Annotated in this window: 14 protein-coding genes; 5 read left to right on the forward strand and 9 right to left on the reverse strand. The window is 32.0% G+C overall.

Features of this window, described 5'->3' with window-relative positions; genetic code table 11:
• The first annotated feature begins 78 nt into the window (after positions 1 to 78).
• Positions 79 to 261 carry a Sec-independent protein translocase subunit TatA/TatB gene (locus tag VKY41_RS05520; RefSeq protein ID WP_500813439.1) on the forward strand — a complete coding sequence of 61 codons (183 nt, stop codon included), beginning with the start codon at positions 79 to 81 and terminating at the stop codon, positions 259 to 261.
• A 74-nt stretch (positions 262 to 335) separates the two neighbouring features.
• Here the strand turns inward: VKY41_RS05520 and VKY41_RS05525 are convergent, their stop codons facing one another.
• From VKY41_RS05525 to VKY41_RS05535, 3 genes are all read right to left on the reverse strand, one after another.
• Positions 336 to 1,313, reverse strand: coding sequence for a DUF4837 family protein (locus VKY41_RS05525; RefSeq protein ID WP_500813440.1), 978 nt, complete (start codon positions 1,311 to 1,313; stop codon positions 336 to 338).
• 103 nt (positions 1,314 to 1,416) lie between these two features.
• Positions 1,417 to 3,003, reverse strand: coding sequence for a LysM peptidoglycan-binding domain-containing protein (locus VKY41_RS05530; RefSeq protein ID WP_500813441.1), 1,587 nt, complete (start codon positions 3,001 to 3,003; stop codon positions 1,417 to 1,419).
• A 126-nt stretch (positions 3,004 to 3,129) separates the two neighbouring features.
• Positions 3,130 to 4,320, reverse strand: coding sequence for a phosphoglycerate kinase (locus VKY41_RS05535; RefSeq protein WP_500813442.1), 1,191 nt, complete (start codon positions 4,318 to 4,320; stop codon positions 3,130 to 3,132).
• A gap of 73 nt (positions 4,321 to 4,393) precedes the next feature.
• Between VKY41_RS05535 and VKY41_RS05540 the strand changes: the two genes are divergently transcribed.
• Together VKY41_RS05540 and VKY41_RS05545 are read left to right on the forward strand one after the other, a co-directional pair.
• Positions 4,394 to 5,548 (forward strand): DNA polymerase III subunit, encoded by a 1,155-nt coding sequence (locus VKY41_RS05540; protein WP_500813443.1) that lies wholly within the window; start codon positions 4,394 to 4,396, stop codon positions 5,546 to 5,548.
• 1 nt (position 5,549) lies between these two features.
• Positions 5,550 to 6,470, forward strand: coding sequence for a diacylglycerol/lipid kinase family protein (locus tag VKY41_RS05545; protein WP_500813444.1), 921 nt, complete (start codon positions 5,550 to 5,552; stop codon positions 6,468 to 6,470).
• A 58-nt stretch (positions 6,471 to 6,528) separates the two neighbouring features.
• Here the strand turns inward: VKY41_RS05545 and VKY41_RS05550 are convergent, their stop codons facing one another.
• The 5 genes from VKY41_RS05550 to VKY41_RS05570 form a co-directional block, all read right to left on the reverse strand.
• Positions 6,529 to 7,041, reverse strand: coding sequence for an OmpH/Skp family outer membrane protein (locus VKY41_RS05550; RefSeq protein WP_500813445.1), 513 nt, complete (start codon positions 7,039 to 7,041; stop codon positions 6,529 to 6,531).
• 225 nt (positions 7,042 to 7,266) lie between these two features.
• Entirely contained in the window at positions 7,267 to 8,142 is an 876-nt protein-coding gene (locus tag VKY41_RS05555) for a class I SAM-dependent methyltransferase (RefSeq protein WP_500813446.1), read from the reverse strand.
• Positions 8,143 to 8,217: 75 nt separating this feature from the next.
• Entirely contained in the window at positions 8,218 to 10,089 is a 1,872-nt protein-coding gene (mnmG, locus tag VKY41_RS05560; RefSeq protein ID WP_500813447.1) for a tRNA uridine-5-carboxymethylaminomethyl(34) synthesis enzyme MnmG, read from the reverse strand.
• Positions 10,090 to 10,214: 125 nt separating this feature from the next.
• Complete coding sequence (ybeY, locus tag VKY41_RS05565) at positions 10,215 to 10,634, reverse strand: rRNA maturation RNase YbeY (RefSeq protein WP_500813448.1); 420 nt, start codon at positions 10,632 to 10,634, stop codon at positions 10,215 to 10,217.
• A complete protein-coding gene (locus tag VKY41_RS05570) occupies positions 10,627 to 14,028 on the reverse strand; it encodes a DUF4175 family protein (RefSeq protein ID WP_500813449.1) in 3,402 nt (1,133 codons plus the stop codon). The genes ybeY and VKY41_RS05570 overlap by 8 nt, the downstream gene beginning before the upstream one ends.
• 190 nt (positions 14,029 to 14,218) lie before the next feature.
• Between VKY41_RS05570 and gltX the strand changes: the two genes are divergently transcribed.
• Entirely contained in the window at positions 14,219 to 15,736 is a 1,518-nt protein-coding gene (gene gltX / locus VKY41_RS05575; RefSeq protein WP_500813450.1) for a glutamate--tRNA ligase, read from the forward strand.
• Positions 15,737 to 15,784: 48 nt separating this feature from the next.
• Here the strand turns inward: gltX and VKY41_RS05580 are convergent, their stop codons facing one another.
• Entirely contained in the window at positions 15,785 to 16,468 is a 684-nt protein-coding gene (locus tag VKY41_RS05580) for a hypothetical protein (protein WP_500813451.1), read from the reverse strand.
• A gap of 76 nt (positions 16,469 to 16,544) precedes the next feature.
• Between VKY41_RS05580 and VKY41_RS05585 the strand changes: the two genes are divergently transcribed.
• Positions 16,545 to 17,468 (forward strand): SPFH domain-containing protein, encoded by a 924-nt coding sequence (locus tag VKY41_RS05585; RefSeq protein ID WP_500813452.1) that lies wholly within the window; start codon positions 16,545 to 16,547, stop codon positions 17,466 to 17,468.
• The last annotated feature ends 38 nt before the right edge of the window (positions 17,469 to 17,506 follow it).

A 17,506-nucleotide genomic window follows, 5' to 3' on the forward strand; every position in this document is an offset into this window, starting at 1 on the left:
ATGCAATATGCTAAAGTTCTTGTTAAAACGATATATTTAAACTTTAATTATTAACTTTGCTTTTTAAAATAAATCTATATGACTTTATATATCCTACCTTTAGCTATTGGACCATGGCAAATAGCACTTATTGTTGTTATTGTGTTATTATTATTTGGTGGTAAAAAAATTCCAGAATTAATGCGTGGATTAGGAAGCGGCATTAAGGAGTTTAAAGACGCTAGTAAAGAAGAAGATAAAACAAAAGAACCTAAAGAATAAGGTGCTTTTGTAACACAAAAAAACCCAACATATTAACAATGTTGGGTTTTTTTGTTGTCTGAATTGAACTTTAATTATTCTTTTATTTTAAGCGAACGGATGATTGCTTCCAATTCAAACATATAGTCACGCTTTTCTACAGATGGTGCAAAAGCAAAGCCCTCTATTACCAATAGTCTATTATTAATTTTATCTTCAATAACGTAGTTAATAAAAGGACCGGACATAAACGCATTTTTTACATCCCAAAGACCTTTAGTTTCAATTGCTGGTTTATTATCTATAATGGTCTCAAAAATGGCTGGAGCGTAGGCTTCTTCTGTAATCATAAAGGCATCTTCGGTTGGCCCTGGAATATGAGCTTTACCAATAGAATCTCGTAATTTAATTATCTGATCTACTAAACTGTCGTCTTTCTTAATGGCATTAAATGGTAATTCAAAAATCATCAAGTTGGTTGTTCCAGTAGTTATATCCTTTCTAATCCAATAAAAATGATCTTCTTCTTTAGCTATTCTATAGGCCGAAGGAAATTTAATATTTATTCCCAACTTTTCTTCTATCGTGTTGCTTGTATGAAGCGATAAAGAAATACGTCGTTGTTTTTCTTTAATTTCTTCGCTTTTAAAAGATGCAATTATTTTCTGTGAATTAGCTTCAATTTGCTCTATAATTTCCTTGTCTGTTTTTCCGGAAACCAAAACAACTTTTTGTGGTTGAGCATAAACATCTGACACTATTTTCACTGCTGCCTCAGCCCCCTTTTCTATTTTAAAAACTGTTCTATTTTTAGTTACAAAGCCATTAAATACAACTGGGGGAATTTGGCTCATTGTAAACAAGGGTTCGTCCTGTGGTAAACCATCTACTGGTGCTGCAAGAGTGTTTCTTATTGCTTCACCCACTGATCCTTCCCATAAATCGTTTTCTATTACAATGGATAAATTATTGATGTTTCCAGAAGAACTTGGTAAAAGTTTTTGATTAGAATTCGAGTTATTGCCGCAACTTAATATGAGCAAAAATGTAAAGAATATCAGTGTTTGTTTCATTGGTTATAAAGTTTTTTACACGAAATTTCATAGATTAACCTTCAAATATATAGTGTAATATGAAGAAAATTATACTTATGAAATTCTAGGTTTCAATTTAAGTTTATCCTTTAGAAACTTTAAGTTTCATTCCAGGCTTTAGATTATTACCGCTAATACCGTTCCAATCTCGAATATTTTGAACAGAAACTCCTGGAAACTTTTGTGATATGCTCCAAAGTGAGTCGCCACTTCGTACTGTATAAATTTTTTGACTCCCCGAAGAAGCCGATTTTACTGGAGTACTGCTTGCTTGTTGCGAAGTTACAGGGTTTCTAGGATAGATAGTTAAGCGCTGCCCTATTTTTATATTATTGCTACGCAATCCATTCCATTGTTTTAATTGACTTACACGAACGCTATATTTTCGTGCTATATATCCTAAATTATCTCCACTTTTTACGCGGTAGGTTATTTTAGATTTTGATTCAAAAAATTGTGGTAATGGTTTTTCACGAGTATTTAATTCAGCTTTAGCAGCTTCGTAAATAGTAGATTCATTTGCCACAAATGCTCCAATAGAAGTGCGAGGCAACCTTAAATAATAATTCTTGTTTTCAATAACTGGAATAATATCTAATTTATACGATGGGTTTAAAAACTGTAATTGCTCAATTGGCAATTTTGTAGCTTCAGCAACCTGATCCAAACTTATCATTTGTTTGATTCTTATCGTATCTGTTTCCACGCCGTGAAATCTTGGTCTTTCCGATACAAATCCATGTTCTTCAGCATATTCAAAAATATACATAGTAGCTAAAAATGCCGGTACATATCCTGCAGTTTCCCTAGGTAAATTGTGACGAATGTTCCAATAATTTTCATAGCCACCAGATCGTCTGATAGCTTTCGACACGTTACCAGGACCAGAATTATAAGCTGCTAAAGCTAAATCCCAATCGCCAAATATTTCATAAAGCTTGGATAAATATACAGCAGCTGTAGTGGTTGATTTTATTGGGTCGCTACGTTCATCTACATAGCTACTAACCTCCAAGCCATATTGTTTTCCTGTAGCATACATAAATTGCCATAATCCTGTTGCTCCTACTCGAGATTTTGCACGAGGATTTAAGGCCGATTCCACTATGGCTAAATACTTCATTTCCAAAGGAATGTTATAGGCGTCCATTTCGCGTTCAAACATTGGGAAATAGAATGCACTTAAACCCATAATTCGCTCAAAATAAGCTCTTCTATTTTTTAGGAAGTTTTTAATTACGCTTTCTAAAGACGCATTATATTCAACATTAAACGGAGTTCTAGCATTTAACCTAGCAAGCCTTGCTTTTAAAGTATCTGTAGTTAATTCTGGATATTCAACGGTCTTATAATCTAAATCTGAAACCGTTTTATAAATGGTATCAAACAGGGTGTTATTATATAATTCTTCTAACCATTTTTTATCAAATTCTGAAGCTAACTCAATGTCTTTAAGTGAATCTAATTCTGATAGTTTAGGAACTGCCTCAATTTTTTTTACATAATGGTTTTTCCCATCAATAATGGTATCAACAACATAGTTTTCACCTTCAACTAATTCTGCTTTGCTTAACTTTTCATTCAGTTTTTTCACTTCCAAAGAGTCCTGAGCGTAGGAAATACTTACACTAAACAACATTAAAAAGCTACAGATTCTATTTAAATACATATTTTTTCTTATTTCAATATGATTAACGTTTTAATACTTCATTTCTTGCTTGATCATGATTTATAATTCCAAAATTCACTTATAAGAAAGTCTTTTTAAAACTGTTCATATTATAATTTGAGGGGGTTAATTCTCTAATATAGCTGCAATTCCAGGAAGAGTTTTTCCTTCAAGACTTTCAAGCATGGCTCCACCACCCGTGCTAACATAACTTACTTTGTTTTCAAAACCAAATTGTTTAACAGCAGCAACAGAGTCTCCTCCTCCTACTAGTGAAAACGCTCCGTTTTTAGTTGATTCTGCAATGGCGTAACCTAAAGCAATAGTTCCTTTAGCAAAGTTTGGCATTTCAAAAACTCCTAAAGGCCCATTCCATAAAATAGTTTTAGACTTTAAAACAACTTGTGCAAAAAGTTCTTCGGTATTTGGACCTATATCTAGCCCCATCCATCCATCAGGAATATTATTAACATTGCAAGTATTTGTGTGTGCATTATTGCTAAATGCATCAGCAATTATAGCATCAACAGGTAAATGCACCACTACATTTTTTGCTTTAGCTTTCTCTAATATCTCTATAGCTAAGTCTAATTTATCATCTTCAACTAGGGAGTTACCAATTTTACCACCTTGAGCCTTTATAAAAGTAAAGGTCATTCCTCCACCAATAATTAAATGATCTATTTTATCTAAAATATTATCGATAATAGTAATTTTAGAGGACACTTTTGCTCCACCAAGAATAGCACAAACAGGCTTCTGACCCGTTTGCATTACTTTATCAATACTCTTAATTTCTTGTTCTAATAAGAATCCAAAGCATTTTTTCTCTGGGAAAAATTGAGCAATCACTGCTGTAGATGCATGCGCTCTATGTGCTGTACCAAAAGCATCATTTACATAAATATCTCCTAAACTTGAAAGTTTTTTTGCAAAAGCATCATCTCCCGATTTCTCTTCATCATGATATCGTAAGTTCTCCAATAATAAAATCTGACCTGCTTGTAGATTTTTAGCTGCATTCTGTGCTTCTTCACCAATACAATTGGAAACAAATTTAACTTCAACTCCCATAATATCCTCTACCTTATCTACAATATGCTTTAAAGAAAACTCTTCTTCTTGAGCTTTTGGTCGTCCTAAATGAGACATTAAAATACAACTTCCACCATCTTCAAGAATTTTAATAATGGTTGGTTTAGCCGATTTAATTCTAGTATCATCAGTTACCTTAAAGTCGTCATTTAAGGGTACATTAAAATCTACGCGTATTAGCGCTTTTTTATTTTTAAAATTGAAGTCGTTTAGCGTTTTCATAAGTTTAGAGTTTAATTGACAAATATAAATTTTTCATTTCATAAAAAGAGCCGAATTCTTTTATCTTTGCTTCATGCTGTTTAGTGAAATTTTAGGTCAGGAATATATAAAAAACCACTTAATTCAAAGTGCTGATAACGGTCGTGTACCGCACGCGCAACTTTTTGTTGGTCCAGAAGGCTCAGGAACTTTACCTATGGCCATTGCTTATGCGCAGTACTTGTTGTGCAAAAATACTGAAGGCGAGAATACTGGTGGAAATGAATCTTGTAATATAAAATTCAAGAATTTTTCACACCCAGACTTACACTTTGCTTTTCCAGTTGCAACTAACGATAAGGTTAAAAAACATCCTGTTTCCAATCTGTTTCTAGAAGAATGGCGCGAATTATTAAGCGAACAGCCATACGGAAATTTATACGATTGGTACAAAAAGCTAGGTATAGATAACAAGCAAGGGCAAATTGGTGTAGATGAAGCTACAGAGGTTTTAAAGTCATTATCCCTTAAATCTTATGAAGGCGGGTTTAAAGTAATGATTATATGGATGGCAGAAAAAATGAACACTGCAGCATCGAATAAACTTTTAAAGCTAATTGAAGAACCACCTAACAAAACCATATTCATTCTTATAACAGAGGATGAAGAACAAATTATAAATACGATAAGATCTAGATGCCAAGCATTACATTTTCCTCCTTTAGCAGAAGATGTTATTAAAGAAGCGCTTATCCGAAATTACAATTTAGAACAGGCTGAAGCTACAAGAATTGCAATTCAAGCAAATGGAAACTATAATAAAGCCTGCGACTTAGTTTATCAAGACAGCGAAGATACTACGTTTGAAACTTGGTTTATTTTTTGGATTAGAAGTGCATTTAAAGCAAAAGGAAACAAAGCTGCCATTCACGACTTGATTTCATGGAGCGATGATATTTCTAAAACGGGTCGTGAAACCCAAAAGCAATTTTTACAGTTTTGCATGGTTCTATTTAGACAAGCACTTTTATTAAATTATCAAGCCGACAGTTTGGTTTATATAGAAACTAAAACAAAAGGCTTTGAATTGCAAAAATTTGCTCCGTTTGTCCATGGTGGAAACATTCTTGAAATTACACAAGAATTGCAAGATGCTATATATCATATTGAGCGAAACGGAAGTTCTAAAATTATTCTTACCGATCTTTCCATAAAACTAACTCGACTTTTACATAAAAAGGACAATTAAAATGGCAAACCCAAAAACCTGGTTTGTTATTATAAATCCTACTTCCGGAAATGGCTTAAGTAAGAGGAAATGGCCTGAAATTCAAAATCTTCTAAGAAATTACCTTTTCAATTTTGAATTTTCATTTACTCAGCATGCTAACCATAGTTCAGAAATAGTGCAATATGCAATAAAAAAAGGTTTTAGGAATTTTATTTGTATTGGTGGAGACGGAACATTACACAATATGCTTAATGGTATAATGCTTCAAAAAAGTATTACTACAACAGATATTCATGTAGGTGTTATTCCTATTGGCACAGGAAATGATTGGGTTAAAACACATCACATTTCCACCGACTTTAAAAAAGCCATTCAGACTATTAAAAAGGGGAATATAACACAACAAGATGTTGGAAAATTAGAAGTTCTAAACAAGGCTAAAAAGCCTGTATATTTTATAAATCTTGCGGGAATTGGCTTTGATGGTTACATAGTAAGCAAGGTTAATAAATACAAGAAATTTGGAGCTCTAGCTTATCTAATTGGTGCACTTTGGGGCTTATTCTCATTTAAAAATTTTTGTTCTAAAGTAATAATAAACTCAAAAGTAATTGAAAATAAATCCCTTATGATTATAATTGGAATAGGTAAATACGCTGGTGGTGGAATGCAATTAACACAAGCTTCAAATCCGTTTGATGGCCTATTTGATGTTAGCATTGTAAAAAACATTAGCAAGGCTGATATTATAAAAAACATTTCAAAACTATTTAATGGTAAGCTTACAAGCCATGAAAAAGTGGAATCCTTTAAAACCGATTCTATTTATATAGAAGTTTTAGATAATACAAAACCATTTATTGAAACGGACGGAGAAATAATTGGGACTGGAAATATCCATATTTCGATAATAAAAAATGCATTTTCATTTTACTGTTAAACAAAAAAGCGCCAAACTTACGTTTGGCGCTTTTAAATTCCATTAAATCTTGTAACTACTATTTTTTATAGTCGTTATTTAAAGCTTCTAAAATGGTTTGAGTTAAATCATTAGCTTCTGTTCCGTACATAACACTTCCCGCATCGTTACTTCCAAAAATATAAGTATAACCATTTTTCTCACCATACTCCTTTACATATTTTTTAACCTTAGAGATTAAAGAATCGATTTGAGCTTGACTTTCTTGTTGAATTTCTAACTCATCAGATTGGATACGTTGTTGTAACATTTGTTGTTTTTGACTCAACACTTGGTATTCTTGCTGTGCTTGAGCATCAGTCATTTTTCTAGCTCTTTCTTGAAAAGCTTGTGCTTCTACTTGGAAAGCTCTACCAATACTATCTGTTCTTTTTTGAAATGTTTCAACCTTTGTTTTGAATTTTGCCTCAATATCAATTTTCTCTTGATATTTATTGATTAATTCTCCGTTATCTACAAATCCTGTTTTTAAGGATGATTCACACGAAGACAAAGTAACAATTGCCAAAGCAACTAAAAATATGTTTTTCATTATTTGATTTTTAATTTTGCGCAAATGTAGAAAAGTAAAGTGTATAGTGTTAAAAAATACCTAAAAATTTACACCATAATAATTATCTATTAGAAATCCCTATTAAATAAATTCCATTGATTAAAAACAGCTTAATTAGACGCGTTTTACGCGTGTTTTATAAATTTTAGTAGTTCTTGGTTGTTTAAGATGAAAATCTCTCAAATAAACGCTTTAAATAAAGAATCACTTGTTTTTTATCACATAAATAAGCGAAGAATACTCACCAGATTGCTTAGCCTTCAAATTTGAGATGAACCCTACCCTAAAAGCATTAAAAACATTTAAAGAGCCCTTTTTATATTTTTCTGAAAGCATACTCACATAATATGAATCAAAAACCATTGGTAGGATTTTTACTACTTTCATATTTTTTGTTGAAATCAACTTTGAAATAGATTCTTTAGAAAAATGCCAGAGATGTCTTGGAACATCAAAAGCAGCCCAAAAATTTTTGTAATGCAACGCATCATAACTTTTATGATTTGGAACAGCAACTATTAAAGAACCATTAGGTTTCAGTAATCGCTTAAAAATTGCAAGCTGATCTTCTAAATTTGGTAAATGTTCTAAAACATGCCAAAGAGTAATTACATCGAAACTATGTTCATTAAATTTTAAAAGTTGCTCAATATTATATACAGATTCATTTGTTTTTTGATTTGCAATTTTCCTTGCATGATCATTAGGTTCGATTCCAAGAACGCTCCAATTATCTTTTTGAGCAGTTTGCAAAAAATCGCCTGTACCACATCCTACATCTAATAATGTTTTCTCTTTAAGATTTTCCTTTATTCCATTTTGAATCAAAACAGAATTTATCAGTTTTAGCTTGCGTTTCAATGAAACGTTCCTCACTAAGTGATACACATTTTCCAATAAGTTCCTTTTGGAATCTGTATGCGAAATATAGTCTTCGGTTTTATAATATTCCGGAAGTTGGTTTTCGTTTGGTTGCGGAATTGTTTCTAGAAACCCGTAAATTTCATTTTCAATTAATTGAAACTCCTCGCCAGAAACAGAATAATCTTTAACTTTTAAATACACTTTTCTATCCTTCATAAAACCAATACCGTCTATCCGAAATAATAAATCGCCTTCTGTTCCACGTGGAACATATGTAAAAATAACTTAAATTTATCGGCCCATATAAACTAAAAGCACCGAAACGTCGCTTGGAGAAACACCACTAATTCGAGATGCTTGAGAAATAGTTACAGGTTGAATTTGATTTAATTTTTCTCTAGCCTCCATACTCATAGATTTCAATTTAGAATAATCAAAATTCTTAGGGATTTTTATATTCTCCAGCCTATGAAGTTTATCCGCATTATTTTTTTCCTTTTCTATATAACCAGAATACTTAATTTGAATTTCAGCTTGCTCTATAACTTCATTATCCAGATCATGTGTTTCTATATATTCATTCACAGAAACAACTTGACGCATATCATCAATAGTAATATTCGGTCGAGAAAATATTTTAAACATCTTATCTGATTGATTCATCAAAGCAGACCCTTTAGCTTCAAGAATTGGATTAATTTCTTCATGTTTAACACTAGTGTCTTCAAAAAACTTTACAAATGCTTTAGATTCTTTTTCTTTTTCTTCCATACGGCCCATTCTATTTTCAGAAGCTAAACCAATAGAAAAAGACATAGGGGTTAAACGAAAATCAGCATTATCTTGACGAAGCAAAGTTCTGTATTCCGCTCGCGAAGTAAACATTCTATATGGCTCTTCTGTACCCTTAGTAATTAAATCATCAATTAAAACACCTATATATGCTTCACTTCTACTTAAAGTAAATGGATCTTTCTCTTGAATTTTTAAAGATGCATTAATACCAGCCATCAATCCTTGTGAAGCTGCTTCCTCATAACCTGTGGTACCATTAATTTGCCCTGCAAAATACAAACCTTCAATTAATTTAGTTTCTAAAGTATGCTGTAATTGTGTTGGTGGAAAATAATCGTACTCTATAGCATAACCTGGACGAAAGAATTTCACATTCTCAAATCCCACTACAGAACTTAAAGCTTTAAACTGAACATCCTCTGGTAAGGAAGTTGAAAATCCATTGACATACATTTCAACAGTATTCCAACCTTCAGGCTCCACAAATATTTGATGTCTATCTTTATCAGCAAAACGATTTATTTTATCTTCAATAGAAGGACAATATCTTGGTCCCAAACTTTTAATTCTACCATTAAACATTGGAGACCTATCAAAACCTTCACGAAGTAGATCGTGAACTTCCGGACTAGTAAAGGTCATATAACAAGAACGTTGTTTTGTTAGCGGTTTAGTAACATCCAAAAAAGAGAATTTCTCAGGTTTTTCATCTCCAGGCTGCTCGATCATTTTAGAAAAATCTAAAGACCTTCCATCCACTCTTGGAGGTGTTCCTGTTTTCATTCTACCAGACTCAAAACCCAAACTAACCAATTGTTCGGTAATTCCAGTAGCAGCTTTTTCACCAGCTCTACCTCCACCGAAATTTTTATCACCAATATGAATTAAACCGTTCAAAAAAGTTCCATTAGTTAAGACTACCGATTTAGCTTTTATTTCAATTCCAAGAGATGTTTTTACACCTACAACTTTATGGTTTTCTATCAACAATCCAGAAACCATATCTTGGTAAAAATCCAAATTCTTAGTATTCTCTAACATCAATCTCCAGTCCTCAGCAAAACGCATTCTGTCACTCTGAACTCTCGGACTCCACATTGCAGGACCTTTAGATTTATTCAGCATTTTGAATTGAATGGCCGATGTATCACTAACAATTCCACTATAACCACCCAAAGCATCAATCTCTCTTACTATTTGTCCTTTTGCAATCCCACCCATTGCAGGGTTACAAGACATTTGTGCAATGTTTTGCAAATTCATGGTAATAAGTAAAGTTTTACTACCCATGTTAGCAGCCGCCGCAGCAGCTTCACTACCGGCATGACCACCTCCTACTACAACAACATCATATATTGAATTAAACATAATTCTCTTCTAATCTTTAATTGGATTCGATAATTCCTAAATCATTGTTCCACGTGGAACAATTTCTGAATTAACCCTCAATAATAGAGGCTTTAAAATAAAATAACTTGCAAATATACGTTGATTTACTGCTTATTAGCAAGTAATTGTAGATAATAATTCTCTTTTTCGCGCATTAACAATTCTTCATCAGAAGATTTGTCTTTATAACCACAGTAGTGTAATACGCCGTGTACCATAACACGATGTAGCTCTTCATTAAAAGAAACATTAAAATCCTTTGCATTATCTTCAACTCTTTCAGTAGATATATATATATCACCTTGTATCATTTTACCTACTGTATAATCAAAACTAATAATGTCCGTTAAGGTATCATGCTCTAAAAATTCTAGATTCAATTTAAGCAAGTAATCATCGTTGCAAAAAATATAATTAATTTCCCCTAACTTGAAATTCTCTTCTAAAATAACTGATTCTATCCAAGAGGAAATCTCAGCATCATTATTAAGTTGAAAATCGTTTTCTGAATTATAACTAATCATTATCTTGTTTGAAATAGTCTTTGACTTTTTTATTATAAACTGGGCGCAAAGGTAAACTTTGTCTGTTTAATATTTCGTTAGTATTAAAATATTCTTTCGCTTTAGGGATTACATTATTAGTATTATTATCAAAATCGGTGGTGTTCGTCTCGGCCTTTCGCTTGGTATCTTGCCCTTGTTGAAAAGTAGCGTTTTCCATTTTTAATAATTGATGTTGAAGATTCATCATTTTTTCAAGCGTTCGTTGAGTGAAACCTTTATTCAATAAATCCATTTCCACCTGCTCCATTTGTTTTAGTAAATTGTTACCAGCTGGATTCATTCCTTCCTTAGCCAAACGGTTTTCCAAGGCCTGTCTTATTTGTTGTTGCTGTTGATAAATTTCGAATAATTTTCCGTGCAAATCATCTGACATAGAACCCTCTCCTTCTCCTTGCTTTTGACCCCCACTACCCGGTTTCCCATCATTTCCATCTTGACCATTCTTGTCTCCCTTATCCCCCTTTTCTCCGTCTTTTCCCTTATCTTTAGGTTGGCCTTCCTCTCCTTGTTTCATAGCCTCTCCCATTTGTTTATTCAATTCCTCCTGACTCATAATAATATCAGGTAAGCCTTGTTCTGGTTTTCCCTGTCCACCTGAACCTTGACCACTAGCTTGCATTTGCATAGAGTCCATTACATCACTTAAAAAATTAGCCAAATTATTAGCCGCAGTAATAGTGTATTGTTGATTAGACACACCTTTGAAAATATTATTATCCGAAAATTGATCCAAGGATTTATCAATATTATAGAACACTTCAGAAATTTCTTTATTTACAAATTCTGAAAGTTTAGGTTGCCTTAAGGATAAGGAAAATAAACTATCATCAATATGAGAAAAGTGTTCCTTTAAGGTGTGCTGCTTTTTTAAATATTCAGCATATTTATTATGATTAACTTCGATACTTTTAAACTGATTCATTAAATCCTCTTGATCGAAAGAAAATAAAATAAGATTATCGAGAACCTGGCGAAGCATATCAATATCTTCTTGCATTTGCTCCGCACCACCACCCATCATTTCCATTCCAGCTTGCATTTTCTCGCTCATATTTTTCATTTTCTGACCCGCTTGTTTTTGTTTTTTCGAGGCGTTTTTTTGATTTTCTTGAGCGTCTTGTTCCTGACTTTGTTCTTCGTTCTTTTCCTTTTTACCTAATTCATCTGTGGCTTCTTGTTGATCCTTTTTTATATCTTCATTTAATTTTTCATCGTTTGGTACTTTTAACGGATCTATTAAGCTTTCATTTTCCTTCTGAAGTTTTTCCAGTTCCTTTTGAAAACCTTCAAATTCCTTATTTAATTCTTCCTGTTTCTCTTTCGTGTTGTTATCCTTAGACTCATTAGACAGATCTAATTGCTTTTTAGCCAAATCATCTAATTCCTTTTGAAGTTTTTCAAGCTTTTTTGTTATATAGTATTTCTTAGTCAATTCTAATAATTGCTCCAAACTTCGCTTTCTATTTTTATTTTGTTTTGCAAGTTGTTCTAACTTTTCAGAAAGCTCTTCCTTATTAATTTTCTCTTGAAGTTTTTCTAATTCCTCTAAAAGCTTTTCATCTTTTTTTAATTGTTCTTCATTATCCTTTAAGCGTTCTTTTAAATCCTCTTTAAACGGATCAAACTCTTCATTATCCTTTTGAAACTTTTCTAAATTATCTTTGAGTTCCTTATTAAAATTTTGCATCATTTCTTCCTGCTGTTTCTGACGCTTTAAGAAATTTTCTAACTGACGTTTATCATTGAAATTTAATTCAGATTTCTCCTTTTGAATTTTTGAAAGAGATTCCAATTCCTTTTCTCTTTCTTGGAATTTTTCAAGAGATTTATCTAAGTTTTGAATAGTTTCATTTTGTTGTTGCAATTGCTTGTCTTCCTCCTCTTCTTTAGTTAGTTTTCGATAAGAATAAACAGTACTTTTTGTGTTTTTAAAATTGTTTAAAGCATCATTATCAAATACTTGGAAATATAAATTATAGCTAACTCCAGCCTTTAATTGTAACTGATTTGGAAATGCAGTAATAAAATCAGCCACATTAGCATTTGAAATTGAAATAGGTTCATATTTTACATCTTCTTCATTATCAATAGGATAATATACTAATTGCAATTTAGTTAATCCATAATCATCACTTGCTTGTCCTTTAAAATAAAGTGATTGCTGATCTAAGCTATCCACAGCCATTTTTACAGTTAATTCAGGATATTCATCTGAAATTACATCAATAGCATACGACAAGGTTTCATAATTTTTAAGGTTTGAATTACTTGTGGTTAAACTGTAGTTTAAGGATTTAGAAATTTGTTTTGTGGCCTCGAAAGTGTTCCTACCGGATTTTTCAAATTGAAGAGTGTCCTTTGAAACTAAATGAACTTCATCAGTAGATTTAGTTCCCAGTTTCCAAGTAATTTTTGTTCCTTGTGGAACGATGGCGTTTCCATTACTTTTTAAAACTTCGTTTGTTCTTTTGGTATAAGAAGGATAATCCAAATGCATTTCAAAGTTTAACAAACTAGGCACTTCCACCACATTTAAAACATAAGATTTAGATCGGACACCAGCGGCAGATAAGTCAAATTCAACATCCGATTTAGGTCTAGAAAAAACATATTCAAAATTCCCTGGACTTAATTGTTGTAACACATACGACTGGTTGTTAAAGGAAATTTTAACAGTTTCTGGAACCACATCTCCAACGGTTGCAACCAATAATTTAAAATCCTTGTTTTCGTTTGTATTTAAAGTTTCATTCAAAATAAAAAATTGAAACGGTGCTGGTGGCTCGTAGGCGGTTTTATAGTTTACAACGCGTTCATAACTATCACTAAACCAATTAAAATGACCAGTAATAAAGGTTAAAACTAAAATAACAACTGGAATTGCAGCATATTTAAGATATTTTAAATTCGATTTAAAGTTAACAGCCAATTTAAATGGAATAGGTTGTAACTCGGAAGATTTCTGCTCAATACTAGCAAGAAGAAGATCAGACTCAGAAGATTCTTCTTTCAACTGAAGCACATTTAATAATTTATCGTTCACCTCAGGGAAGTGATTACCAATAATTTTTGAAGCTTCCTTATAATCTATTCCTTTTTGAAGCTTAAATAATTTAGCCAACGGAATAGCAATAAATTTAAAAAACAAAGCCAACTCTACTCCAACAAAAACCCAAAATAAAATTGTTCTTGCAGTTGGATTTAACCACAACACATACTCAACGAAAAGAGTAAATAAAAAATACAAAAGGCCTAAAGCAAAAAATAATATGGCTCCTTTTAATAACTCGTTGGTATAAAATCGCCTTATAAATTGCTCTAATTTTAATTGTATGTCCTTAAATTTTGTCATGTAAATTAAGTTGCCAGTTTCCTAACCACTAAAACTACAATTTTATTTTTACTCTTATATGTTTCTCAATTGTAAAACTTAGTTAATTTCAGCAATTCAATCTCAATGAAGTAACTTCCTTTCTCTTTATTCTATTTTCTTTGCTCTTTCTACAACTCTACTCTATCTTTGCAACTTCAAACTTAATAAAATGTCTAAACAAGTAAGAGTGCGTTTTGCACCAAGTCCAACAGGACCTTTACATATTGGAGGTGTTAGAACAGCACTTTTCAACTATCTGTTTGCTAAAAAACACAACGGAACTTTTATTCTTAGAATTGAAGACACCGATCAAAATAGATATGTGGAAGGTGCCGAAGATTATATTATAGAATCATTAAATTGGTGTCATATTCCTTATGATGAAGGCCCAGGAAAAAATGAAAAATTTGGTCCTTACAGACAAAGTGAACGCAAACATTTATACAAAGAATTTGCTGATAAATTAATAGCTTCAGGTAATGCTTACTACGCTTTTGATACAGCTGAAAAATTAGATTTTCATAGAAAAGACCATGAAGAAAAAGGTAAAACTTTTATCTATAACTGGCATAATCGTTTAAAATTAGACAATTCTTTGTCACTTTCTGCTGAAGAAACACAAGCAAAACTAGATGCTGGTGAAGATTATGTTATACGCTTTAAGTCGCCACAAGATGAAACCTTGCACCTAACTGATATCATTCGTGGTAACATTACAATTGACACAAACATCTTAGATGATAAGGTTTTATTTAAAAGCGATGGTATGCCAACCTATCATTTAGCGAATATTGTAGATGATCATTTAATGGAAATTACACACGTAATTCGTGGTGAAGAATGGTTACCATCTTTAGCTTTGCATTATCTATTATATCAAGCTTTTGGATGGGAAGCTCCTGAATTTGCACATTTACCACTTATTTTAAAACCTACAGGAAAAGGAAAATTAAGCAAACGTGATGGCGATAAATTAGGTTTCCCGGTATTTCCATTGGCCTATAAAGATGAAAAAACTGAAGACATTTCCCGTGGGTATAGAGAAGATGGGTATTTTTCTGAAGCTGTAATCAATTTTTTAGCCTTTTTAGGTTGGAATCCTGGTACAGAACAAGAGAATTTTAGTTTAGATGAATTAGTTCAAGCTTTCGATTTAAGTCGTGTAAATAAATCTGGAGCTCGTTTTGATCCAGATAAAATAAAATGGTTTAACCATCATTATATGCAAGAACAGGATAACGATGAACTTGCAGAACAATTTAAAATTTTATTTCCAGAAGAATTAAATGATATTGATGTTCAATACATTTCCATGGTTATTAATTTAATTAAGGAACGAGCAACATTTGTAACAGATTTTTGGGATTTAGGGCATTTTTTCTTCGTAACACCATCAAATCTTGATGAAAAAGCTACTAAAAAGGCTTGGAAAGAAGATTCTCCTGAAATTATGAAAGAATTAATAACTGTAATTACTTCAATTGATGATTATACAGTTGAAAACCTTCAAACAGTCATTAAAGGGTGGATTACTTCAAAAGAAATTGGTTTTGGAAAGGTAATGATGCCATTACGATTAGCCTTAGTTGGAGCTTTACAAGGTCCAGAGGTTTTTGATATTATGTACTTAATTGGTAAAGATGAAAGTGTTAGACGAATAGAAAATTTAATCAACACCCTATCATAACAAAAAAGCGACCGGTTGGTCGCTTTTTTGTTTTTATACTTAAAATTTCTAAAAGGTAATCATAGCTGTAAAAGCCAACATGGATTGGTTTCCTTTTATTTTATTATTATTTCCGCTTAAGTCTAAATTTCCATCATTTAATTTACTTAGCATATTGGTAAAACCATAAATATACTGAGCTTTCAGTCTAATAAAACCAAATCCAGCTGAAGCTCCAATGGCACCGTTCACATTAAAATTGGTAATATCTCTTAAATCCTTTGCTATTAATTTATTATATGAATTTACTATATAATTTTCATATGCCTTATCGTCTATTTCCATATCGCCATTGTACTGAATCATAGGACCCAAATCAATAGTTAAAAAACTTTGAATTAGCTTAACATGCATTAAAAGTGCAACTTGAGCTGTAAATATTTTATAGTCTACAAATTCTTCTCCAGAACTTATTTCAAAAGGTCTTGCAGCAATTCCTACATTGTTTTCAGCTAACTGGATAGTATAACTAACATTATACCATTTATGTGGTATATCAACGGTTGCAGAGGCTCCAACTTGCCAACCGTTCCCTTTTTTAGTAGTAAAATTATCAGTTAAAATATCGTATTGTGTAATTCCACCATAGATACCAAAACCATTTCTGATATTATAGTTACCTTTTTGTCCATAGGACAGTGTAACAAAGCCAATACAGATTGCTACTAATAGTATAAGTTGTTTATTTTGCATAAGTTATCTGGTGTGATTCTAACAAATATAACTTAAATTCGTGTTTATCTAATTTACAAACCTAAAAAATCCTATTATGTCTATTTTATCCATACCTATTTTAATACTTGGTTTATTCATTTTTATTTCCCTGTTTTTCATTGTTAAACAGCAAACTGCGGTTATTGTTGAGCGCTTTGGAAAATTCCATAGTATCCGCCAATCTGGTTTACATTTAAAAATTCCGTTAGTAGATAGAATTGCCGGAAGATTAAGTTTAAAAATTCAGCAATTAGATGTTATTATTGAAACTAAAACTTTAGATGATGTATTTGTAAGATTGAAAGTATCTGTTCAATACAAAGTTATTAGCCAAAAAGTTTATGATGCTTTTTACAAATTAGATTATCCACACGAACAAATAACAAGTTATGTATTTGATGTAGTTCGTGCGGAAGTTCCTAAAATGAAATTAGATGATGTTTTTGTTAAAAAAGACGATATTGCTTTAGCCGTTAAAGCCGAACTAAATGATGCCATGTCCGATTACGGGTTTGACATTATTAAAACTTTAGTTACTGATATTGACCCAGATGCTCAAGTAAAACAAGCCATGAACCGCATTAATGCTTCTGAACGTGAAAAAATTGCTGCTCAATTTGAAGGAGATGCTGCACGGATTTTAATTGTTGAAAAAGCAAAAGCTGAAGCTGAAAGTAAACGTTTACAAGGACAAGGTATTGCCGATCAACGTCGTGAAATTGCAAGAGGTTTAGAGGAATCTGTAGAAGTACTTAACAAAGTTGGAATTAACAGCCAAGAAGCTTCCGCCTTAATTGTTGTAACGCAACATTACGATACTTTACAAGCTATTGGAAGTGAAACAAACAGTAATTTAATTTTATTGCCAAACTCGCCTCAAGCAGGAAGCAATATGCTTAACGATATGGTAGCTAGTTTTACAGCTAGCAATCAAATTGGAGAAGCTATGAAGAATTCGAATAAAAAGAATAAAGAGTAATTTTTGCTAAAACCAATTACATAAAAAAACCTCCAATT

This window comes from Xanthomarina sp., assembly GCF_035306605.1.
In the GTDB taxonomy this organism is placed as follows: Bacteria; Bacteroidota; Bacteroidia; order Flavobacteriales; family Flavobacteriaceae; genus Xanthomarina.

Excerpts from the sequence above, each read along its gene's own strand:
- VKY41_RS05570 (WP_500813449.1), bottom strand. The coding sequence starts at position 14,028 with ATGACAAAATTTAAGGACATACAATTAAAATTAGAGCAATTTATAAGG.
- ybeY (WP_500813448.1), bottom strand. The coding sequence starts at position 10,634 with ATGATTAGTTATAATTCAGAAAACGATTTTCAACTTAATAATGATGCT.
- VKY41_RS05585 (WP_500813452.1), top strand. The coding sequence starts at position 16,545 with ATGTCTATTTTATCCATACCTATTTTAATACTTGGTTTATTCATTTTT.
- VKY41_RS05530 (WP_500813441.1), bottom strand. The coding sequence starts at position 3,003 with ATGTATTTAAATAGAATCTGTAGCTTTTTAATGTTGTTTAGTGTAAGT.
- VKY41_RS05550 (WP_500813445.1), bottom strand. The coding sequence starts at position 7,041 with ATGAAAAACATATTTTTAGTTGCTTTGGCAATTGTTACTTTGTCTTCG.
- gltX (WP_500813450.1), top strand. The coding sequence starts at position 14,219 with ATGTCTAAACAAGTAAGAGTGCGTTTTGCACCAAGTCCAACAGGACCT.
- VKY41_RS05520 (WP_500813439.1), top strand. The coding sequence starts at position 79 with ATGACTTTATATATCCTACCTTTAGCTATTGGACCATGGCAAATAGCA.
- VKY41_RS05555 (WP_500813446.1), bottom strand. The coding sequence starts at position 8,142 with ATGAAGGATAGAAAAGTGTATTTAAAAGTTAAAGATTATTCTGTTTCT.
- VKY41_RS05525 (WP_500813440.1), bottom strand. The coding sequence starts at position 1,313 with ATGAAACAAACACTGATATTCTTTACATTTTTGCTCATATTAAGTTGC.
- VKY41_RS05545 (WP_500813444.1), top strand. The coding sequence starts at position 5,550 with ATGGCAAACCCAAAAACCTGGTTTGTTATTATAAATCCTACTTCCGGA.
- mnmG (WP_500813447.1), bottom strand. The coding sequence starts at position 10,089 with ATGTTTAATTCAATATATGATGTTGTTGTAGTAGGAGGTGGTCATGCC.
- VKY41_RS05535 (WP_500813442.1), bottom strand. The coding sequence starts at position 4,320 with ATGAAAACGCTAAACGACTTCAATTTTAAAAATAAAAAAGCGCTAATA.
- VKY41_RS05580 (WP_500813451.1), bottom strand. The coding sequence starts at position 16,468 with ATGCAAAATAAACAACTTATACTATTAGTAGCAATCTGTATTGGCTTT.
- VKY41_RS05540 (WP_500813443.1), top strand. The coding sequence starts at position 4,394 with ATGCTGTTTAGTGAAATTTTAGGTCAGGAATATATAAAAAACCACTTA.